The sequence below is a fragment of the Litoreibacter arenae DSM 19593 genome (genome assembly GCF_000442275.2).
In the GTDB taxonomy this organism is placed as follows: Bacteria; Pseudomonadota; Alphaproteobacteria; order Rhodobacterales; family Rhodobacteraceae; genus Litoreibacter; species Litoreibacter arenae.
The window spans coordinates 37,294-56,690 of record NZ_KE557310.1 but is presented as its reverse complement, the minus strand read 5'-3'; the positions used below and the strand labels follow the sequence as shown (position 1 = coordinate 56,690).

21 protein-coding genes are annotated in these 19,397 nt (G+C 60.7%); 10 read left to right on the top strand and 11 right to left on the bottom strand.

The window, feature by feature from the left end; translation table 11 throughout:
* The first annotated feature begins 152 nt into the window (after positions 1–152).
* On the top strand, positions 153–968 hold the full coding sequence (locus THALAR_RS07960) for an alpha/beta fold hydrolase (protein ID WP_021101010.1): 816 nt from the start codon (positions 153–155) through the stop codon (positions 966–968).
* Here THALAR_RS07960 and THALAR_RS07955 read toward each other — a convergent pair whose 3' ends face one another.
* From THALAR_RS07955 to THALAR_RS07945, 3 genes are read right to left on the bottom strand one after another with little or no spacing between them, the layout of a single operon-like run.
* Positions 969–2,042 (bottom strand): 5-(carboxyamino)imidazole ribonucleotide synthase, encoded by a 1,074-nt coding sequence (locus tag THALAR_RS07955; protein ID WP_021101009.1) that lies wholly within the window; start codon positions 2,040–2,042, stop codon positions 969–971.
* The gene (gene purE / locus THALAR_RS07950) at positions 2,035–2,529 is read right to left on the bottom strand and encodes a 5-(carboxyamino)imidazole ribonucleotide mutase (protein ID WP_021101008.1); all 495 of its coding nucleotides are present in this window, start codon (positions 2,527–2,529) and stop codon (positions 2,035–2,037) included. Before purE ends, THALAR_RS07955 begins: the two co-directional genes overlap by 8 nt.
* 58 nt (positions 2,530–2,587) lie before the next feature.
* Complete coding sequence (locus THALAR_RS07945) at positions 2,588–2,788, bottom strand: YdcH family protein (protein WP_040818193.1); 201 nt, start codon at positions 2,786–2,788, stop codon at positions 2,588–2,590.
* Positions 2,789–2,978: 190 nt separating this feature from the next.
* Here THALAR_RS07945 and THALAR_RS07940 point away from each other — a divergent pair, with 190 nt between their 5' ends.
* On the top strand, positions 2,979–3,389 hold the full coding sequence (locus THALAR_RS07940; RefSeq protein WP_021101006.1) for an Hsp20 family protein: 411 nt from the start codon (positions 2,979–2,981) through the stop codon (positions 3,387–3,389).
* Between the two features lie 5 nt (positions 3,390–3,394).
* A complete protein-coding gene (locus tag THALAR_RS07935) occupies positions 3,395–3,625 on the top strand; it encodes a DUF1150 family protein (RefSeq protein ID WP_021101005.1) in 231 nt (76 codons plus the stop codon).
* 71 nt (positions 3,626–3,696) lie between these two features.
* On the opposite strand, the gene THALAR_RS07930 is transcribed toward THALAR_RS07935, so the two are convergent.
* Together THALAR_RS07930 and trxB are read right to left on the bottom strand one after the other, a co-directional pair.
* The gene (locus THALAR_RS07930; protein WP_021101004.1) at positions 3,697–5,409 is read right to left on the bottom strand and encodes a bifunctional sulfate adenylyltransferase/adenylylsulfate kinase; all 1,713 of its coding nucleotides are present in this window, start codon (positions 5,407–5,409) and stop codon (positions 3,697–3,699) included.
* Positions 5,410–5,538: 129 nt separating this feature from the next.
* Positions 5,539–6,534 (bottom strand): thioredoxin-disulfide reductase, encoded by a 996-nt coding sequence (trxB, locus tag THALAR_RS07925; RefSeq protein ID WP_021101003.1) that lies wholly within the window; start codon positions 6,532–6,534, stop codon positions 5,539–5,541.
* Positions 6,535–6,705: 171 nt separating this feature from the next.
* Between trxB and THALAR_RS07920 the strand changes: the two genes are divergently transcribed.
* Complete coding sequence (locus THALAR_RS07920; protein WP_021101001.1) at positions 6,706–7,206, top strand: Lrp/AsnC family transcriptional regulator; 501 nt, start codon at positions 6,706–6,708, stop codon at positions 7,204–7,206.
* Here the strand turns inward: THALAR_RS07920 and THALAR_RS07915 are convergent.
* Positions 7,203–7,991 (bottom strand): Hint domain-containing protein, encoded by a 789-nt coding sequence (locus tag THALAR_RS07915; protein WP_021101000.1) that lies wholly within the window; start codon positions 7,989–7,991, stop codon positions 7,203–7,205. The genes THALAR_RS07920 and THALAR_RS07915 overlap by 4 nt on opposite strands.
* A gap of 308 nt (positions 7,992–8,299) precedes the next feature.
* On the opposite strand from THALAR_RS07915, the gene THALAR_RS07910 reads away from it, so the two are divergent.
* Positions 8,300–9,967 (top strand): tetratricopeptide repeat-containing sulfotransferase family protein, encoded by a 1,668-nt coding sequence (locus THALAR_RS07910; protein ID WP_021100999.1) that lies wholly within the window; start codon positions 8,300–8,302, stop codon positions 9,965–9,967.
* Positions 9,968–10,024: 57 nt separating this feature from the next.
* Here THALAR_RS07910 and THALAR_RS07905 read toward each other — a convergent pair whose 3' ends face one another.
* The 4 genes from THALAR_RS07905 to lgt form a co-directional block, all read right to left on the bottom strand.
* The gene (locus THALAR_RS07905) at positions 10,025–10,234 is read right to left on the bottom strand and encodes a hypothetical protein (RefSeq protein WP_021100998.1); all 210 of its coding nucleotides are present in this window, start codon (positions 10,232–10,234) and stop codon (positions 10,025–10,027) included.
* A gap of 327 nt (positions 10,235–10,561) precedes the next feature.
* Positions 10,562–11,314 (bottom strand): peptidoglycan editing factor PgeF, encoded by a 753-nt coding sequence (pgeF, locus tag THALAR_RS07900; protein WP_021100997.1) that lies wholly within the window; start codon positions 11,312–11,314, stop codon positions 10,562–10,564.
* The gene (locus THALAR_RS07895; RefSeq protein ID WP_021100996.1) at positions 11,311–12,372 is read right to left on the bottom strand and encodes a class I SAM-dependent methyltransferase; all 1,062 of its coding nucleotides are present in this window, start codon (positions 12,370–12,372) and stop codon (positions 11,311–11,313) included. Before THALAR_RS07895 ends, pgeF begins: the two co-directional genes overlap by 4 nt.
* A complete protein-coding gene (lgt, locus tag THALAR_RS07890; protein WP_040818185.1) occupies positions 12,369–13,253 on the bottom strand; it encodes a prolipoprotein diacylglyceryl transferase in 885 nt (294 codons plus the stop codon). The genes THALAR_RS07895 and lgt overlap by 4 nt, the downstream gene beginning before the upstream one ends.
* A gap of 92 nt (positions 13,254–13,345) precedes the next feature.
* Here lgt and THALAR_RS07885 point away from each other — a divergent pair, with 92 nt between their 5' ends.
* Positions 13,346–13,609 carry an accessory factor UbiK family protein gene (locus THALAR_RS07885; protein ID WP_021100994.1) on the top strand — a complete coding sequence of 88 codons (264 nt, stop codon included), beginning with the start codon at positions 13,346–13,348 and terminating at the stop codon, positions 13,607–13,609.
* An 11-nt stretch (positions 13,610–13,620) separates the two neighbouring features.
* On the opposite strand, the gene THALAR_RS07880 is transcribed toward THALAR_RS07885, so the two are convergent.
* Positions 13,621–14,781, bottom strand: a complete 1,161-nt coding sequence (locus THALAR_RS07880; RefSeq protein ID WP_021100993.1) for an iron-containing alcohol dehydrogenase — start codon at positions 14,779–14,781, stop codon at positions 13,621–13,623.
* A gap of 123 nt (positions 14,782–14,904) precedes the next feature.
* On the opposite strand from THALAR_RS07880, the gene THALAR_RS07875 reads away from it, so the two are divergent.
* Genes THALAR_RS07875 through THALAR_RS07860 form a run of 4 tightly spaced genes read left to right on the top strand, consistent with a single transcriptional unit; the run spans position 14,905 to position 19,397 of the window.
* Complete coding sequence (locus THALAR_RS07875) at positions 14,905–15,693, top strand: transporter substrate-binding domain-containing protein (RefSeq protein WP_021100992.1); 789 nt, start codon at positions 14,905–14,907, stop codon at positions 15,691–15,693.
* Positions 15,694–15,700: 7 nt separating this feature from the next.
* Positions 15,701–16,498, top strand: a complete 798-nt coding sequence (locus THALAR_RS07870; protein WP_021100991.1) for an amino acid ABC transporter permease — start codon at positions 15,701–15,703, stop codon at positions 16,496–16,498.
* Between the two features lie 47 nt (positions 16,499–16,545).
* Positions 16,546–18,573 carry a M3 family metallopeptidase gene (locus THALAR_RS07865; protein WP_021100990.1) on the top strand — a complete coding sequence of 676 codons (2,028 nt, stop codon included), beginning with the start codon at positions 16,546–16,548 and terminating at the stop codon, positions 18,571–18,573.
* Positions 18,570–19,397 carry an inositol monophosphatase family protein gene (locus THALAR_RS07860; protein WP_021100989.1) on the top strand — a complete coding sequence of 276 codons (828 nt, stop codon included), beginning with the start codon at positions 18,570–18,572 and terminating at the stop codon, positions 19,395–19,397. Before THALAR_RS07865 ends, THALAR_RS07860 begins: the two co-directional genes overlap by 4 nt.

Sequence of the window (19,397 nt, the reverse complement as noted above, 5' to 3'; positions counted from 1 at the left end):
AGGCTTGTCAACAGGGGGTATGTCCGATTGGGGGCCGCATCGGCGGGTTTCACGCCAAAGAAGCGGGGAAAAAGGCAGCTTGGGGCGCAAATGACGCAGGGTTGACGACAACTGGTAGTGAAACATCAAGGGTTAGGGTTTAAGTGAGTGCCATGAAACGTCTTGCTCTGATTTTGCTGTTTTTGCCCTCAATGGCATTTGCCGATTGCGTGGTGTTGCTGCACGGTCTGGCCCGCAGCAATTTTTCGCTGTCGGTGATGGAGCAGAGTTTGCAAGCTAACGGCTTCCAGACCGTGAACCCGTCTTACCCGTCCACGAGCGATACCATCCGCGATCTGGCCAATGCCACGATTCCGGCGGCAATTGCCGAATGTGACACCAACACCCCGATCCATTTTGTCACGCATTCGATGGGCGGCATCTTGGTTCGGGCGTGGCTGAAGGACAATGATCTGCCTGAACTGGGCCGCGTGGTGATGCTGGCCCCGCCGAACAAGGGGTCGGAGCTTGTGGATCAACTCAGCTCTTGGGAGCCGTTCGAGTGGGTGAACGGCCCGGCAGGCGCGCAGCTGCATACAGGGCCAACGTCGTTGCCGAACACACTGGGGCCGGTGGACTTCCCGCTTGGTGTGATCGCAGGCACGCAGACGCTGAACCCGTTTTACTCCGCACTGATCGACGGACCGGATGACGGCAAGGTGTCGGTGGAAAGCACCAAGGTTGAAGGGATGGCGGGCCATTTGTCCGTGCCCGCAACACATACGTTTATGATGAACTCGCCGCTCGTCGTCGCGCAAACTGTCCGCTTCTTGCAGAACGGCAAGTTCGACAAGAACCTGACCCTTGCGGATGTGGTGGTAAACGTCGCGGAAGACGTCGGTGACGCGGTGTCGGAAGCCGCCAGCGAGGTCGGGGCCGCCGTGACGGAAACGGTAGAGGAAACGCTTGGGACCGACGGCTCCGACTGATCAGGATCTTGGCTGGATCCGGTTTATATGGCCCATCTTGCGCCCCGCCTTGGCGTCAGCCTTGCCATAAAGATGCAGCGCCACGGCCGGATCGGCGGATAAGTCGGCCACGCGGTCCATGTCAGCGCCGATAAGGTTCTCCATCACGACATCAGCGTGACGACTGCCATCGCCCAAGGGCCAGCCTGCGACCGCACGGATGTGCTGCTCGAACTGGTCGATAACGCAGCCGTTTTGGGTCCAATGGCCGGAATTGTGCACGCGCGGGGCGATTTCGTTCACGATCAGACCGTCCGGCGTCACGAACAATTCGACCCCAAGAACGCCCACGTAGTCCAGCGCGTTCAAAATCCGCGCGGCAATCAGCACGGCGTCGGTTCGCACTGAAGCAGGGACCGACGCGGGCACCGTTGTCGTATGCAAAATTCCGTGGCGGTGGACGTTCTCGCCCGGATCGAAGCAGGCGACCTGACCATCCGCCGCGCGTGCGCCGATCACGGAAATCTCGCAAGAGAAGTCGACAAATCCCTCCAACACGGCAGCTGCACCATTCATGGACGCGAAGGCTTGCTCGGCATCACTTTCCTCGCGCAACCGCGCTTGGCCCTTGCCATCATAGCCCAACCTGCACGTTTTCAGGATCGAGGGCGTGCCGATTTCGGCCACGGCCTTGTGCATGTCTTCAAGCGTGTCGACGGCCATGAAAGGTGCGACTTTCAGGCCAACTTCCTGAAGAAAGTTCTTCTCGGTCAGGCGGTCCTGACTGACGGTCAAAGCGCGGCGGTTCGGGCGGACCTCGCAAATAGCCTCCAACTGGTCGAGCGCCGATGCGGGGATATTCTCGAATTCATAGGTTATGACGTCCACGGCCTCGCCAAACTTTCGCAAGGCGTCAGTGTCGTCATAGCTGGCCTGAAAATGGTAATTCGCCACATGCGACGCGGGGCAGTCGCCGCCGGGCTCGAAAATGCAGGTCTTGAAGCCCAGACGCGACGCGGCAACCGACAGCATGCGGCCCAACTGGCCGCCGCCCAGAATTCCGATGGTCGCGCCTGTGGGCAAGGGATTACTCATCGCGTGGCTCCTGCGGAATGGAGGCCGACAGGTCGGCACGCCACTTATCCAGACGGGCGGCCAGTTCGCTGTCTTGCAGCGCCAGAATGCCCGCCGCCATCAGCCCTGCATTTGCCGCGCCTGCTGCGCCGATGGCCATGGTGGCGACGGGATAGCCGCGCGGCATTTGAACTATGGAATAAAGGCTGTCCACACCCGAAAGCGCCTTGGTCTGAACCGGCACGCCGATCACCGGCACCCGCGTTTTCGACGCCATCATGCCTGGAAGATGCGCGGCACCACCAGCCCCTGCGATGATCACCTGTAGGCCTCGGTCCACGGCCGATTTGCCGTAGTCCCACAAACGATCCGGCGTGCGGTGGGCGGATACGATCTTGGCCTCATAGGCAATGCCGAGCGCGTCCATTATGTCGGCGGCTTCCTTCATTGTTGGCCAGTCGGACTGGCTGCCCATGATGATGCCTACGGGAACTTGCGGGTGGGTCATAATGGGGGCCGATCTCAGGATGCCGAATTGAAGGGGCACTTATAGCGGCTTGGGTGCGTCACGCAATAATGTCCGGCGTCAATTGATCTTCGAGCACGGCGATACGGTCTTTCAAGGACAGCTTTTGCTTTTTCAGGCGACGTAGGGTGAGCTGGTCGGGCGCGGATTTCTCCTGCAACGCGGCAATCGCCTCGTCCAGATCCCGATGCTCGCGCTTCAGGACCTCCAGTTTGACACGGAGCACGTCGTTTTTGCTCATGTTTTCGGACGATTTCACGGGGTTAGCAGCCTTGCTATGCAGTTTGAAGCAATGTGGGCATGCAAACCCGTTCTGTCCAGTGTTTCGCAACTGCTGCCCTTGATTCATCGCAAGAGAAGCCCCATTTTTAGTGCAAGGTCGCCTTCGGGGGCCAATTTCGCAAAGTCGCTTGAACACTTAGGACTGTGCCATGACAAAATTGACCTTGGGGTCGCACCCTTTTCTGCTGGGCTTCGACCAGCTTGAGCGGTTGGTGGAACGCACCGCCAAATCCGAGAACGGCTACCCGCCGTTCAACATCGAGCAATCCGCTGACAATGCTTACCGGATCACACTGGCCGTAGCGGGCTTCGGGGAGGACGACCTGTCCATCACCGTCGAAGACAGGCAGTTGATCGTGCGTGGACGTCAGTCCGAGGCCGATGATGACCGCATCTTCCTGCATCGCGGAATTGCGGCGCGACAGTTCCAAAAAGCGTTCGTTCTGGCCGATGGCGTCGAAGTGGCGGGCGCGACCACCGAGAACGGTTTGCTGCATGTGGACCTGAAACGCGCGAAGCCGGACACCATCGTGCAGACCATTAAGATTAATAAAGGATAAATGTCATGGACACACCGATTGACCTGAAAACTTTGGGCGGCGCAGACCGGATCGTGTATGTGCGCCCCGTGGCGGTCGCCGACCTTCCCGCCGAGGTGCAATCCGAGGTGGATGGCGTGGAGCAGCTCTATGCAGTTCACGCGCCTGATGGCGAGCGTCTAGCCTTGGTGCTGGATCGCGATATGGCGTTCATGCTCGCGCGACAGAACGACTTCTCACCTGTCACCGTGCATTGACCACCAGATAGCCGCGAAACCAAGAAGGGCTCCCTGATCGGGAGCCCTTTTTTTGTGTGCAGACAGAAGGATCAGGCTTTGATCAGCCCCATCGACTCGAGCTTCAGGATCACCTGATGTGCGCAGTTGTCGACATCGACATTCTCGGTCTCGACCCGCAACTCAGGGTTTTCCGGCACATCATACGGGTCGGAGATACCAGTGAATTCCTTGATCTTGCCCTCTCGTGCCAGCTTATACAGGCCCTTGCGGTCGCGCCGTTCGCATTCCTCGATTGAGGTGGCGACATGGACCTCGATAAAGGCGCCAAACGCCTCGATATCCTCGCGCACTGCGCGGCGCGTGGTGGCGTAGGGCGCGATCGGGGCGCAAATGGCGATGCCGCCGTTTTTGGTGATCTCGGAGGCAACATAGCCGATGCGACGGATGTTGAGGTCGCGGTGTTCCTTGCTGAAGCCAAGCTCGGACGACAGGTTCTTGCGCACGATGTCGCCATCGAGCAGCGTAACCGGGCGGCCACCCATTTCCATCAGCTTGATCATCAACGCGTTGGCAATGGTGGACTTGCCGGAGCCGGAGAAGCCGGTGAAGAACACGGTGAAGCCCTGATTGGCGCGCGGCGGGCGTGACTTGCGCAGTTCCTCGACCACCTGCGGGAAGGAGAACCATTCGGGGATTTCCAGACCTTCCGCCAGACGGCGGCGCAGTTCGGTGCCGGAGATGTTCAGGATCGTGACCTCGTCCTTGTCCAAGATCTCGTCGGCAGGCTCGTATTGGGCGCGGTCCTGCACAAACACCATGTGTTTGAAGTCGACCATTTCGATGCCCATTTCTTCCTGATGCTCGCGGAACAGGTCTTGTGCATCGTAGGGGCCATAGAAATCCTCGCCCGCGGAGTTCTTGCCGGGGCCGGCGTGGTCGCGGCCCACGATGAAATGCGTGCAGCCGTGGTTCTTGCGGATCAGACCGTGCCACACAGCCTCACGAGGGCCTGCCATACGCATGGCAAGGTTTAAAAGGCTCATCGAGGTTGTAGAGGCCGGGTACTGGTCCAGCACCGCCTCGTAGCAGCGCACGCGGGTGAAGTGGTCGATGTCGCCCGGTTTGGTCAGGCCCACGACTGGGTGGATCAACAGGTTGGCCTGCGCCTCTTTCGCTGCACGGAACGTAAGTTCCTGATGGGCGCGGTGCAGCGGGTTGCGAGTCTGGAAGGCCACGACGCGGCGCCAGCCCATCTTGCGGAAATAGGCGCGCAACTCATTCGGCGTGTCGCGGCGGCCGCGGAAGTCGTAGTGAACGGGTTGCTGGATACCGGTGATCGGTCCGCCGAGGTAAATCTTACCCGCTTGGTTATGCAGGTAGTTCACGGCAGGGTGGGCACTGTCATTGGAGCCGAAAACCTTTTCGGCCTCGCGGTCCTTGTTCGGCTCCCATTTGTCGGTGACCGACATCATTGCAAGGATCACGCCCTCTTGGTCGCGCAGCGCAATGTCCTGGCCTACCTCAACGGAATTCGCGAAATCTTCGCCCACGTCCAGATTGATCGGCATTGGCCACAACTCGCCTGAGGACAGGCGCATGTTTTCGACGACGCCGTTGTAGTCTGCTTCCGACAGGAACCCCTTCAGCGGGTTGAACCCGCCGTTCATCAAAAGCTCCAGGTCACAAATCTGGCGGGGGGTAAGATCCCACGACGCCAAGGCGCCTGCCTCGTGCTTCAGTTTCTGTGCGCTGTCATAGGAGACGAATAGTTCAGGGATAGGTGCCAGATTGGTCGGTTGCATGTCGCATCTCTCTTTTAGAATACAGATAACGCCCCCTCCAAGCGCCGTTGGAAGAGCGTTTAGCGTTCAACTTCGACCACTATCAAGGGCCGGAATAAATTACAGGGGAAACGCGGCAGAAAAGCCGCGTTACTCCGCGACCGCGCCGTAGCCCAGCGGCTCTGACACGTCCCTGCCTTCAACCTCGCCTTGTTCGGCCAACCAGCGTTCTGCCTCCAGCGCTGCCATGCAGCCCATGCCCGCGCTTGTGACCGCTTGGCGGTATTTGTGGTCAGTCAGGTCGCCCGCTGCGAATATGCCGGGGATAGAGGTCTCCGTGCTGTCGGGTTTGGTCACCACATATCCGCCCATGTGGGTTTCCAGCACATCTTTTACCAGCTCGTTCGACGGCGCGTGGCCAATGGCGACGAACACGCCCTTACAAAGGATTTCGGTGATCTCGCCGGTCTTTGTATGCTTGACCTTTACGCCCTCAACGCTGAGCGGAGACTCCGTGCCGGTGACTTCCACCAATTCATGAAACCACAAAGGCTCGATCTTCGGGTTCTTCATCAGGCGGTCAATCAGGATAGCTTCGGCGCGGAGTTCGTCGCGGCGGTGGACCAGTGTTACCTTGGAGGCGAAATTCGTCAGGAACAGCGCCTCTTCCACGGCGGTGTTGCCGCCGCCGATCACCACGATTTCCTGCCCGCGATAGAAAAACCCGTCGCAGGTCGCGCAGGCGGAAACGCCGAAGCCTTTGAACTTTTCTTCCGTCTCAAGCCCCAACCATTTGGCCCGTGCGCCGGTCGCAAGGATGACCGCGTCGGCGGTGTAAACGGTGCCGCTGTCTCCGGTCGCCTTGAAGGGGCGCGACGTCGTGTCGAGTTTCGTGATGATGTCACCGATCACCTCGCAGCCCATCGCCTTGGCATGGTCCTGCATGCGGATCATCAGGTCCGGGCCTTGGACCTCGGTGTCGCCGGGCCAGTTCTCGACCTCGGTGGTGGTGGTAAGCTGGCCGCCGGGCTCGATGCCTTGCACCAGAATAGGGTCAAGCATGGCGCGGGAGGCGTAGATGCCTGCGGTGTATCCGGCAGGGCCGGAGCCGATTATCAGAACTTTCGTGTGGCGCGTGTCGGACATGGGGGAACCCTTGGGCAATTAATGCGGTCAGCCCCATATAATTGCGCGGGCCAGCGAGCGAAAGGGGGCGGCGCGTCATTTGCAGATCATATAATTTGTTGCGCAGGCTTGAAATATTATTGCGCGAGCGAGGTCTGAGGCGTAAGACAAGCTGAAACAGGGGAGTCATTTATGGCCATGTCAAAACTCGACGAAATTGATCGCAAGATTCTGGCTGAGTTGCAAGCCGACGGGCGCATGACCAACGTGGAGTTGGCCAAGCGCGTCGGGATATCTGCGCCGCCATGCCTGCGCCGCGTGCGGACGCTGGAGGAGTCAGGCTACATTCGCGGCTACCACGCCGATGTTGAAGGTCGCGCCTTGGGCTTCGAGGTCAAGGTTTTCGCGATGGTCGGCCTGCAAAGTCAGGCGGAGGCCGATTTGTCGGCGTTCGAGGCGCGCTGCCGCAGCTGGCCATTAGTTCGGGAATGCCACATGCTCAACGGTGAGGTTGATTTCATCCTCAAATGTGTTGCGCCGGACCTAAGCAGCTTTCAGCGTTTCCTGACCGAAGAACTGACCTCTGCCGACAATGTGGCAAGCGTCAAGACTTCGCTCGTCATTCGTGTCGCCAAGGACGACCCCGGCGTCCCCTTTGAAGTCGTCGAGGAACGCCTGTCGCAGATCGCCTAAGTCCCCTCGCGCAGTGCCCGCACTTCGAAAGCGGTCAGGCGGTTGATCAGTTGAGGGCCGAAGAAGTCGAGATTGCGGGCCTGCGGGAACAGACGCAAAAGCGCGGACAGCACTTCATCATCGTGCAAGGAGCCCGCATAGGGTCCGGGGTGAAAGCTCTCCAATTCGATCCCGTTCACCTTGATCGTGGCCTGCCGGTCGAACCCCAGATTGAACACGGCGATGGGCGAGGCGGGCTGGATGGAAAACACCGACACCCCATCCTCGAAGGCGCGGATAGGGGCGAATGCAAGGTCCGCACCGAACAACGCGCGACATTTGGAATGGCGATACAGGATGTGTGATCGTGGCGCGAGCAACAGATCAGCCGACGGTTTTGCCAGCCCGAACGCATCGGCTGTGACGCGGAACAAGGTGCCGCGATCAGCGGTTTGCGCGTCTCTCATCGACATCTCGTAGGAGCCAATCCATTGAAGCGGGATGGGGCCGTACTCGGACGTCATCAAACGCATGCCGGGTATCAGGTCCTCGACTGCTACCGGACCGTCCTCGGTCTCAACCACTGCACCGCGCGCCATGTTTGCGCAGGCGCTTTCGATGACTGGCAACGCTGGTGCGTTGACGGTATCGTAACGGGCGCGGTTGTCGGGCGTGAGCCAGGCAACATCGTAAGGCCGCGCCATCGCCCGTGTGCGCTGGCGCCCTGTCGCGCCAAAGTCTATCCGCTGTGCAGGGCCGGTTTTTGGTAGCCCGATATCAGAGAAGGAATTGGGGGAATAGGTCATGCATCGTCCCGCTTCAATTTTTGCGTGACTGCGTCGGCCCCCACCGGCGCGCAGAACTGCTGGTTTATAATGGTTAAACAATGTCCGGCATTGCAGCACAAAGTCAAATTTCCGCCGCCAATCGTTGCCTCACGTTAAACAATGTCTGCGCGCAGATTGGACAGTTTCGGTTTCCGCGCCCGCTTTGTCACAATCAGCTTGAGGGTGTGTGGTCGATTCGACCTGCCTGTGCGCTTTGCGCAGCAAGGCTGGATAAGCGCGGCGCGCGATGCTAGCAGTCCACTGCCAATAGCGAGAAGGCACACCCCATGGCGTCACTGAGCAAAGACCAAATCAAAGCGCAATTTGCAAAGGCGCGCGCGGCGCAGGAGAAGGGGCGCCTTGAAGAGGCCGAGAAGGGGTATAAGCGCCTTCTGCGCGACGTCCCGCAACTGGCGGAAGCACATTTCAATCTGGCGGAGATTCTGGCCAAGCGCGGGCGGGTGCCGGAAGCGGCCCAGCATTTCGAGGCGGCACTTGCGCAGCGCCCGGGTGAAGCCGCGATCTGGTTGAGCTACCTCGATCTGGCAAGCCGACACCCCAACCCGAAGAATTTCGATATCTTGCGCAAACGCGCGGCTCCGGTTCTGGGCAAGTCGGCGGCGTTTTCGTACTACGAAGGGCTTGCGGCGCTGCGGGACGAGCGTTGGGAACAGGCTGCCGCATTTTTGGAGACGGCGATCCATGGCGGTGCCCGTCAGGCCAGCGTTTACGCGGAATATGGCTTGGTTCTGGTCGAGCTGAAGAAATTCGACCTTGCGATGGAGCAGTTCGACAAGGCTCTGGCCATCGCGCCGACGCATGACCTTGTGCTGTTTCGCAAGGCAAGCCTTTTGCAATCCGTGGGCCGCATAGATGACGCACGTGCCGTGATCCAGCGCGCCATCGACGTTGCGCCCAAAATCGCACGCAATTATGCGTTGTACGCATCGCTCACGAAAATGGCCGCCGACGATCCCAACATCGCAAGAATGAAAACTGCGCTGAATTCCAAGTCATCTGGCGACAAGGACATTCCGGCCTTGGGCTACGGATTGGCGAAGGCAATGGAGGATAGTGGGCAAAATACCAAGGTTTTCAGCTATCTCAACAAGGCCAATTCTGCGCTGTCGAAAGCCTATCCGTATGACATTGACGCCGTCGAGGCGAGCGCCGAGCAAATTCGAGAGTTGTTCGCGCGGGTGAAAAATATCGACGGCCCGACCAGCAAATGTGCCCCGATTTTTGTGACCGGTGCCCCCCGATCCGGCACTACGCTCGTGGAGCAGATCCTCGCGTCCCACTCGACGGTGGAAGGCGGCGGGGAGTTGGCAATCTTGCAGCCCAAGATATCCGAGCTTCTGACCGTTTCCAGAGACGGCTCCGATTTGAACGGTGAAGTCCTGCTTGCCCAAGCCGTGAAAGCTGCCGACGACTTTCAAAAGCAGCTTACCGCGCTGTTTCCCGAGGCGACCACGGTGACGGACAAATCCATTTCCAGCTATGCCACGTTGGGCTTTCTCGCCAAGATCATGCCTGATGCCCGCTTCGTGGTCGTCCGGCGCGACCCCCGCGACAACGCGTTGTCGCTCTACAAAAACCAGTTCCGCGAAGGGTTGCACCGCTACGCCAACGACCTTGGCGATATCGCGTTCTTTCTCAGACAGTTCGAGCAAATGGTGGAATTCTGGCGCGACCAAAGCCCCACCAAGTTCCATGAGATCCGCTACGAGCAGTTGATTGCAGAGCCAGAGGCGCAGTCGAGGGCGCTGGTCGCGGCCGTCGGTCTGGACTGGGAGGACGCCTGCCTGTCGTTCTACGAGACGAAGCGGGAGGTGCGAACACTATCTGCCACTCAGGTGCGGCAGCCGATGTATTCATCGTCAGTAGGTGCTTGGAAAAAGTTCGAGCAGGACATGGCGCCGTTTATCAAGGCGTATGGAGCTATAGACACTTAACCGGCCGGCCAAACACAGACCCGATCTGATCTGCAATTGTGTCCCTGAGCGGTAGCTTTAGGACGCTGCGTGGCGAGGTAGCCCCGCGAAACGCGCAGCAGCGGGGCGCTCTGCGATTGCGTCCTTCAAGACAACAGCCAAGCCCGGCGTTCCTTCGGCCAAGCGCGATTTCCAATCAGGACGCTGCCCGCGTGCCCAAGGCATGGTGATTTCGGTGTTTTCGCTGTCTTCCAGCGCCCAAGTCATCCAGCGGTTGTTTTTGGCCATCGTTCTGCTCCGTCCTAAGGCGTCGGATCCTTGCGGGTTGAAGGCCGCATTCCGGTCCGACCAGATTGTGTCGTGTCCCGTTTGGGGATGTCATCAATCCACCACGCCAATGGGGCATCAGAATGTCGCGGTTCGGATTTTTCCAGATTCTTTTGCAAATGATTGTGGCGCAGCACAATCGCGAGACAGAGAAGCGCAAAGGCCAGTAACTCAAGGACGTATGAATAAAGTAGCTGCATGGACCGAGTCGTAGCAGTTGAGGTTTAAGGCGTGATTAAGGCGATCCGCCGCCTCAAGATCGTCAAGTTTGACGCAACAAACGTCGTCCTAAATGGTGATTGTTGCGATCAGCCGCCCGTAGTCGGCCTCCATCTTATGAACGCTGCGGCGGTAGGAGTAGAACCGCGCGGGGTCGGAATAGGTGCAGTGTCGCGTCCACTCTGCCTGAACGCCCGCAGTTCGCAACCGGTGCAACCCGTAGCCGGGCAAATCAAATAGCATCTTGTCGCCGCCGCCATTGGCGAAAAAGCGGGCGTTTTCGGGGTCTTCGTCATAGAAGCGGTCGAAATACTCCGGACCGACCTCATAGGCGGCTTGGCTGATGCAAGGTCCGATCACGGCCCGAATGTTGTCTCTTTTGGCACCCAAACCGATCATGGCGTCTACGGTGTTCTCAAGAACGCCAGCAAGAGCCCCGCCCCATCCCGCATGAGCGGCCCCGATCACGCCCGCGTCGGTATCGGCAAAAAGCACAGGCTGACAATCGGCGGTCAGAATGCCCAAGGCGACTCCCTTGGTCGCGCATACCATGCCGTCTGCTTTGGGCTTGTCGGGCAAAGGCCCGTCCACAACGACCACATCCGCCGAATGGCATTGATGCACTGACACCAGATGATCCGGCGCAACCTGCATGGCGTCTGCGACGCGGGCGCGATTGGTCAGCACCGCTTCGGTCTGGTCGGATGATCCTTGCCCGCAGTTCAATCCTGCAAACACGCCTGACGAGGCGCCGCCTTTGCGGGTGAAAAAGCCGTGCTTCACCGGGGCAAGGCTGTCAGCAGTGAGAATTTCCAACGTCATGTCGGGCTCGCAAGGTCAAAGCCGGGGGGCAGTGAGGCGCCGTGTGGCGCAAGGGCAATTGCTTTGAACAGGCTCCCCATTTCTTGCGGGTGCGTCAAGCGTCTATGCGCGGCAATATGCGCGTCCAATGTGGCCTCGCTCATATTTTGCGCGAGCGCTTGTGCACGAGCGGTGATGCCCAGCCGCTCCAACAGAACTCCTTGCGGGGTCATGGCGCTGGTTTGGCAAGCGGTCGCATCAGACAGGGCTTCAAAGTCCACATGCGCCGTCAAATCAGCCGCGCCGGGGCGGGCCAGAGGGTCAACAGGCGCGTGGTTCTCCAGCGCCTGAAATGTATCGCCCAAAGACCGCCAGTCGCCGTAATCGACGATGATTGCGGCCCCGCCCTGCGCAACGCGATCGGCAATGCCGTCCATGATCGGGGCGGCGGCCGGTCGCAGCTCGACCACATCACCCGTGCCCGTGTCCTCAAGCCGGTGGGACAGGGCGTCGATCCGCGTCTCTTCGGTCAGTCCAAACGCCAGAGCGCTGTCTTGCAGGCCGATGTGGCGCTCGCTCCAGCCTTGCTTGCCGCGCACGAACTGGCGGACGGGCAGGGCGTCGAAAAACTCGTTGGCGAGCAACAAGACGGGGCCGTCGGGAAGGTCGGAGACATGGGTCACCCAATCCACATCCGTGCCTTCCAGCGTGTCGGCCTGCACGCCGCGCAAATGTGCACTGGCTTCGACAAGCACGACTTTGCGGGGAAACCCGTCAATGGTGGCAGTAGCCCGCAACACATCCTTCATCAACGTCCCGCGCCCCGGCCCAAGCTCGGCCAGATAGGCGTCGGGTCGACCCTGATCCATCCAAGCCTGCGCCAGACACAGGCCCAGCAACTCGCCAAACATCTGACTGATCTCGGGCGCCGTGGTGAAATCCCCTGCCGTGCCAAAAGGGTCACGGGTCGCGTAATAGCCATGCTCGGGGTGGAGCAGGCAAGTCTGGATATACTCGGCCAAATTCATCGGGCCGTCCGCCGCGATCTGTCGCGCCAGAAGGTCGCGTAGCGCGGTCACAAACGTCTGGCCCGCGCAATCATCGCAAGGCCCAGAAGGATCATCGGGATCGACAGGATCTGCCCCATCGTCAACCCGTAGCCGCCGACCTCGAAGGCCAGCCCCAGCGGGTTACCCTCGCTGACGAATTGCGCGTCGGGTTGGCGGAAGAACTCGACAAAGCTGCGGGCCAGACCGTAGCCCACAAGGAAAACGCCGATCATCGCGCCGGGCCGCGTAAGCCACCCGCGACGGTAGGCGAGCCACAGCATGACGCCGCCAAGAATCAGCCCCTCCAGCCCCGCCTCATATAGCTGCGACGGATGGCGGGCGCACAGGCCGTCAACGCCGGGGCAGTCCTGTGCAGCTTGTCCCGGAAAGGTGAACCCCCACGGCACATCCGTGGGGCGGCCCCACAATTCCGCGTTGATGAAGTTCGCCAGACGTCCCAGCATGAGGCCCGGCGGGGCGGAAACCGCGACCGCATCGCCGACCCGCAAGGCAGGCAGCTTGTGCTTCCAGCAATAGGCCAGCCCCGCGACGACGACGCCAAGGAAGCCCCCATGGAAGGACATGCCGCCCTCCCAGACCTTCAAAATTTCGGTGGGGTTCGACAGGTAATAGCCCGGCTGATAAAACAGGACATAGCCCAAACGACCGCCCAGAACGACGCCAAGGATGATCCATGTCAGCAAATCCTCAGGCTGGTTCTTGGTCATTGGCGGCCCGCCACCACCCCACAGCGCAGGGCGCTTGACCAACCCCACGACGATGCGCCACGCGATCACCAGACCGGCGATATAGGCCAAGGCATACCAGCGCAGAGCGAAGGCGAAATCACCGATTTCGATGGTGAATATCTCGGGGCTGATATCGGGGAAGGGGAGGGCAAAATTAATCATGCGCGTTTGGTGCGCCGAGGCTGCGACGAAGTCAACCTTGTGCGCGGAGGCGAGCCGACCCATATAGGGGGCAATGACGAAGGAGTGACCGGATGCAGAGCCGAAACAAGATTCTCGACGATATGTCGCAACTGATGACCAACGCCATGGGCGTGGCTCAGGGTGCCAAAACCGAGGCCGACAATGCCTTGAAAGGCATGATGGACCGCTGGCTGGCGGACCGCGACTTCGTGACACGCGACGAATTCGAGGCCGTGCGCCTTATGGCCCAGAAGGCCCGCGAAGAGAACGAAGCGCTGAAAACCCGCCTCGACGCGCTTGAGGCCAAGAAGAAACCGGCGGCCAAGAGGTCCTGAGGCCGCCCGCGCTACCAGATGTCTTTGTAAAGCTGCACGATGTCCTCGGCCGTCGGCACGCGCGGATTGTTTTGCGGCGAGCCTGACGCCAAGGCCTGCTCCGCCATCAGGGGCAGCGTGTCGAAGTAGCGCTGCTTGTCCAACCCTTGCTCTGACGGGGCTGGAACCCTCAAGTCTTCGTTCAATCGACGCAATTCCTCCACCAGCTTGCCGCAGGCCACAGCATCGCTGTCGTCGCTTTGCGCCATCTGCATGACCCGCGCACAATCCGCGTAGCGCGCTTGCGCGTGATCTACCGAGAATGCGGTCACCGCCGGCAGCAACATTGCGTTGGACAACCCGTGCGCCACATGGAAATGCGCCCCGATCGGGCGGCTCATCCCGTGCACCAGCGCGACCGAGGCGTTCGAGAACGCCATTCCTGCCTGAGATGCCGCCAGCATCAACCCCTCCCGCGCCTCGGCATTGGAGCCGTCCATACATGCCGCCCGCACATGCTTGGCGATCAACGGCATCGCTGACAGCGCGAAGGCGTCGGTATAGGCGAAGGCCTTACGCGAAACATAGGCCTCCATCGCGTGGGTCAGGCTGTCCACCGCCGTGTCCGCCGTGATGCGCCACGGTTTGGTGACGGTAAATTCCCAGTCGATGATTGCCGCCGTGGCGACGGCTGCCAGCCCCGACAGGTTGTATTTCTCGGTCTTCACCGTGTCGGTTATCACGCACCAGCGGGTCAATTCCGAGCCGGTGCCGCCCGTGGTCGGGATCAGGATCACAGGCGGGCCGCATCGGTCGATCTGCGTTGGCGCCTTGTAGTCGCGCACATGGCCGGAGTTCGCCGACATGAACGAAACTGCCTTGGCGGTATCCATTGGCGAGCCCCCACCGAGACCGATCACGCAGTCATAATCGCCCGCTCGAAAAGCTGTCAGACCTTCCTCCAGGCAGGTGTCTGTTGGGTCCTCCACCACACCATCGAAAATGCCGTAACTGATCCCCGCGCTGTCCAGCACGTCCGTGACTTTAGCCCCATGGCCAAGCTCCACAAGGTTGCGATCAGTCACGATCAGCGGCTTGGACAGGCCCAGTTGGGTCAATACCTCGGCGGTTTCTTTGGCAACGCCGCCGCCGATGCGGATGATACGGGGGGATTGAACGCGTCCGATGCTCATGTGGGCCTCCTTCAAAGCGTCCGCCAAGCCTGTCCCGCCCACATCGAAGATGCAAGCCACCTTGCCATTCCCCGCGCGGGTCACTTAGGGTCGCGAGGTCCAACAAATCAGGGAACCTGACCCATGCTTCGTTTTGCTGCCGCGGCGCTTGCCGCCTTCACCGCCACCGCCGCCATCGCCGACGGGCACCTGCCCGATCTGGAGGGCAAGGAAGTCGTCGTCGTCACTGAGAACGCCTACCCGCCGCTGCAATTCATCGAGCCGGGCACAGGAAACCCCATCGGCTGGGAGTATGACGCGATGGCGGAGATCGCCAAACGCATCAACATCAACGTGGTCTATGAAAACAGCAGCTGGGACGCGATGATCCCCGCCGTGTCGCAAGGCCAGTATGACCTAGGCATGACCGGCATCACCATCCGCGACGACCGCAAGGAAAAGGTGGACTTTTCCGACAAATACATGACCTCCGCCATGCTGATGCTGGTGCGCGGCGATGAGGAGCGGTTCTCCGACGCGGCCTCTTTCGCGGCGGATGAAAACCTGCTGATGGCGGCCCAGCCCGGCACGACGCCGTTCTACGTTGGCGTCTATGACGTGCTTGACGGCAACGAGGAAAACCCCCGCATCATCAAGTTCGAAACTTTCGGCGCAGGTGTCCAAGCCCTGCGCACCGGCGATGTCGATCTGGTGCTGACCGACAGCACCGCAGGCTATGGCTACGCGTCGGCGTCCGAGGGCAAGCTGAAGATCGTCGGCGAGAAACTCGGCACCGAGGATTTCGGCTTCATCTTCCCCAAGGGCTCCGACCTGGTCGAACCGATCAACGCTGCAATCGCGGATATGGACAAGGACGGCACGCTCGAAGCCCTGAACAAGAAGTGGTTCCTGGACTACAAACTCGGCGGCTAAACCCGACGTGCTTGGCCCGTCAAAGCAGTCTGACGACTTCCCCTATTGGCTGGTGCTTCTAGGGGGCGTCGTCGCCTATCTCGGCTATCAGGTGGTGGCCGATGATCTCTATGCGCAGGTGCTCGGCACGCTGTCCAAGGGCATCAAGATCACGGTGATCGTTACACTGGTGGGCTTCGCGCTCGCGTCAGCGCTGGGGCTGCTGCTGGCGCTGATGTCGCTGTCCCGCAGTATCATCATCCGCCAGATCGCACGCCTCTATATCGAGGTCGTGCGCGGCATCCCGATCATCGTCTTGCTGCTCTACACGGCTTTCGTCGTCGCTCCCGCCCTCGTCGCGCTGGCAAACTGGGTGCTGGCCTTCTTCGACGCAGAGCTGATGCGCACCCGCCACTTCCCGCTGCTCTGGCGGGCTACTCTGGCGCTCGCCATCGGCTATTCGGCCTTCATCGCAGAGGTGTTTCGCGCCGGTTTGCAGTCCGTCGATCACGGCCAGATCGAGGCCGCGCACACGCTGGGGCTCAACCGCTGGCAGCGCTTCCGTTATATTGTATTTCCACAAGCGATTCGCACGGTCCTGCCCCCGTTGGGCAACGATTTTGTTGCAATGGTGAAAGACTCCAGCCTCGTCTCGGTGCTGGGCGTGGGCGACATAACGCAACTTGGCAAGGTCACTGCCGCTGGAAATTTCCGCTATTTCGAGACCTATAACGTCGTCGCCTTGATCTACCTGACATTGACCGTCACCCTCTCCCTGCTTTTGCGCCGTTTCGAGCGGCACATGCGCCAGTCCGACTACGATTGATTGCATCCTGCTCCCAAGCGCATAGGTTAGGCGCAAAGGAGTACTGAATGACCAACCCCCTTCTCGCTGACTGGAAAACACCTTTCGGCCTGCCGCCTTTCTCCGACATCTCCGACGACGACTTCGCCCCCGGTTTCGAGACTGCCCTGACCGAGGCCCGCGCGGAACTCGCCGCGATTACCGAGAACCCCGACCCGCCCACATTCGCCAACACCATCGACGCGCTGGAGCTGATGGGCGAGGGGCTGCACAAGGTCTTGTCGCCGTTCTACACGCTGGCAGGCGTCGACAGTAACCCCGCCCGCGAGGCGCTTCAGCGGGAGTTTTCGCCAAAGCTGGCCGCGTGGGGGTCCGAAGTGTCGATGAACCCCGACCTTTTCGCCCGCGTTGATGCGCTTTGGCAGGACCGGGACAATCTTGACCTGACCGCCGAGCAACTGCGCGTGCTGGAACTCACCCGCCGCGGTCTGGTCCGCGCCGGTGCACAGTTGGAAGGCTTCGCGTTCGACCGTCTGAAACAGGTCAAGGAACGGCTTGCCGTGCTTGGCACGCGGTTTACCCAGAACCTGCTGGCAGATGAGCGCGCGTGGTATATGGAACTGGACGCCGAGGATCTGGAAGGCCTGCCTGATTTTGTCCTTGCCACGGCCAAGGCAGCCGCCGAGGAGAAGGATGCACAAGGCCATGCCGTCACCTTGTCCCGCTCCCTCATTGTGCCGTTCCTGCAATTCTCCGCCCGCCGCGACCTGCGCGAACGCGCTTACGAGGCATGGACCTCGCGCGGTGCCAACGGTGGCGAGACCGACAACCGCGCGATTGCTACGGAAATCCTCACCCTGCGCGAAGAACGCGCGCACCTGCTGGGCTATGACGACTTCGCCACCTACAAGCTCGAAACCGAGATGGCCAAGACCCCCGACGCGGTGCGCAAGCTGCTGATGGAGGTGTGGGAACCCGCCAAAGCGCAGGCCGATCTGGACGCACAAAGCCTTGCCGCGATGATGCATAATGACGGCGTGAACGACGCGTTGGAGCCGTGGGATTGGCGCTACTATTCCGAGAAACGCCGCGCTGCCGAGCATGATCTGGACGAAGCGGAGCTGAAACCCTACCTGCAACTCGACCGCATGATCGAGGCCGCGTTCGACTGCGCCACCCGCCTGTTCGGCCTTGAGTTCAAACCGCTCGACGTCAAGCTACACCACCCCGACGCCCGCGCATGGGAGGTCACCCGCAAAGGCGAACACATCGCCGTGTTCATCGGCGACTATTTCGCCCGTGGTGGCAAGCGCTCCGGCGCATGGTGCTCTGCGCTGCGGTCGCAACAAAAGCTGCGCGGAGACATCCGGCCCCATGTCATCAACGTGTGCAACTTCGCCAAGCCGCCCAAGGGCAAGCCCGCGCTGCTGTCCTATGACGACGCGCGGACGCTGTTCCACGAGTTTGGCCACGCGCTACACCAGATGCTATCCGATGTGACCTACGAATCCATCTCCGGCACCTCCGTCGCGCGTGACTTTGTGGAACTGCCCAGCCAGCTTTACGAGCACTGGCTCGAAGTCCCCGAAGTCCTGTCCAAATACGCAACCCACGCGGAAACCGGCGAGCCGATGCCCGCTGACATGCTGCAACGGATGCTGGATGCGGGCACCTATGATCAAGGCTTTGCGACGGTGGAATACGTCGCCTCCGCCATGGTCGATCTGGAATTCCACACCGGCGACGCGCCCGAAGACGCGATGACCGCGCAGGAGGAAATCCTTGAAGGCTTGGACATGCCCTCCGCCATCCGCATGCGTCACGCGACGCCGCATTTCGCCCATGTGTTCGCCGGCGACGGCTATTCGGCGGCCTATTACAGCTACATGTGGTCCGAGGTGATGGATGCCGACGCCTTCGCCGCGTTCGAGGAAGCAGGCGGCGCGTTCGACAAAGCCACCGCCCGCAAGCTGGAGGATCACATCCTCTCGGTCGGAGGCCTGCGCGAGGCCGACGAGCTTTACGTCGAGTTCCGTGGCCGCTTGCCCGGTGTCGAGGCGCTGCTTAAGGGTCGCGGGCTGGACAAGGTCGCATGAAACTTTCGGAGCAGCAGGCCGACGCCCTGATCGAAATTGTCCGCATCGTCGCGGCCCGCGAGATCCGGCCGCTGTTTCGCAACCTCGTCCTGTCGGATATCGACAGCAAGTCCGCGCCGGATGATCTGGTAACGGTCGCCGACCGCGCGGCGGAAGTCGCCATTTCCCAAGCCGTGCGCGACCTATTGCCCGAAGCCTCCATCGTCGGAGAAGAAGCGGTGGCAGCAGACAAATCCGTGCTGGATCGCGTAGGCGACGGGCAGGTGGTCGTCATCGACCCGATCGACGGCACATGGAATTTCGCCCACGGCATCGCCACCTATGGCGTGATCCTGTCGGTGATCGAGGACGGCGAGATAGTCTTCGGCCTGCTCTATGATCCCGGCTATGACGACTGGATTGTAGCGATAAAAGGGCAGGGCGCGTGGTTTTGCGACGCGCGCGGTAATCGCCGTCCGCTGTCGTTGTCGGTGCCGCCGCCCGTGTCTGACTGTTTCGGCTTTGTCGGATTGTATCTGTTCACAAAGCCCCAACAAGCGCAAATCGCTGCCCGGTTGCCAGATTTCCGGCGCACACAAGCCCTGCGCTGCGCCTGCCACGAATACCGCGCCCTTGCGGGCGGGGCGTCGCAGTTTTGCCTGACCGGAATGCTCAACGTCTGGGACCACGCCGCTGGCGTGTTGATCTACCAAGAGGCTGGCGGCGTGGCGCGGCTTCTGGACGGGCGCGATTATCACCCGACGATGCGACAGGGAAACCTGCTCACCGCCGCCTCGCCTCAGCTCTGGGACGATCTGGCCGAACGCTTCGCATTCCTCAACTAA

Excerpts from the sequence above, each read along its gene's own strand:
- THALAR_RS07880 (WP_021100993.1), bottom strand. The coding sequence starts at position 14,781 with ATGAGCATCGGACGCGTTCAATCCCCCCGTATCATCCGCATCGGCGGC.
- THALAR_RS07960 (WP_021101010.1), top strand. The coding sequence starts at position 153 with ATGAAACGTCTTGCTCTGATTTTGCTGTTTTTGCCCTCAATGGCATTT.
- THALAR_RS07955 (WP_021101009.1), bottom strand. The coding sequence starts at position 2,042 with ATGAGTAATCCCTTGCCCACAGGCGCGACCATCGGAATTCTGGGCGGC.
- THALAR_RS07930 (WP_021101004.1), bottom strand. The coding sequence starts at position 5,409 with ATGCAACCGACCAATCTGGCACCTATCCCTGAACTATTCGTCTCCTAT.
- pgeF (WP_021100997.1), bottom strand. The coding sequence starts at position 11,314 with ATGACGTTGGAAATTCTCACTGCTGACAGCCTTGCCCCGGTGAAGCAC.
- purE (WP_021101008.1), bottom strand. The coding sequence starts at position 2,529 with ATGACCCACCCGCAAGTTCCCGTAGGCATCATCATGGGCAGCCAGTCC.
- lgt (WP_040818185.1), bottom strand. The coding sequence starts at position 13,253 with ATGATTAATTTTGCCCTCCCCTTCCCCGATATCAGCCCCGAGATATTC.
- THALAR_RS07910 (WP_021100999.1), top strand. The coding sequence starts at position 8,300 with ATGGCGTCACTGAGCAAAGACCAAATCAAAGCGCAATTTGCAAAGGCG.
- THALAR_RS07945 (WP_040818193.1), bottom strand. The coding sequence starts at position 2,788 with ATGAGCAAAAACGACGTGCTCCGTGTCAAACTGGAGGTCCTGAAGCGC.
- THALAR_RS07915 (WP_021101000.1), bottom strand. The coding sequence starts at position 7,991 with ATGACCTATTCCCCCAATTCCTTCTCTGATATCGGGCTACCAAAAACC.
- trxB (WP_021101003.1), bottom strand. The coding sequence starts at position 6,534 with ATGTCCGACACGCGCCACACGAAAGTTCTGATAATCGGCTCCGGCCCT.
- THALAR_RS07920 (WP_021101001.1), top strand. The coding sequence starts at position 6,706 with ATGGCCATGTCAAAACTCGACGAAATTGATCGCAAGATTCTGGCTGAG.
- THALAR_RS07885 (WP_021100994.1), top strand. The coding sequence starts at position 13,346 with ATGCAGAGCCGAAACAAGATTCTCGACGATATGTCGCAACTGATGACC.
- THALAR_RS07875 (WP_021100992.1), top strand. The coding sequence starts at position 14,905 with ATGCTTCGTTTTGCTGCCGCGGCGCTTGCCGCCTTCACCGCCACCGCC.
- THALAR_RS07860 (WP_021100989.1), top strand. The coding sequence starts at position 18,570 with ATGAAACTTTCGGAGCAGCAGGCCGACGCCCTGATCGAAATTGTCCGC.
- THALAR_RS07935 (WP_021101005.1), top strand. The coding sequence starts at position 3,395 with ATGGACACACCGATTGACCTGAAAACTTTGGGCGGCGCAGACCGGATC.
- THALAR_RS07905 (WP_021100998.1), bottom strand. The coding sequence starts at position 10,234 with ATGGCCAAAAACAACCGCTGGATGACTTGGGCGCTGGAAGACAGCGAA.
- THALAR_RS07940 (WP_021101006.1), top strand. The coding sequence starts at position 2,979 with ATGACAAAATTGACCTTGGGGTCGCACCCTTTTCTGCTGGGCTTCGAC.
- THALAR_RS07865 (WP_021100990.1), top strand. The coding sequence starts at position 16,546 with ATGACCAACCCCCTTCTCGCTGACTGGAAAACACCTTTCGGCCTGCCG.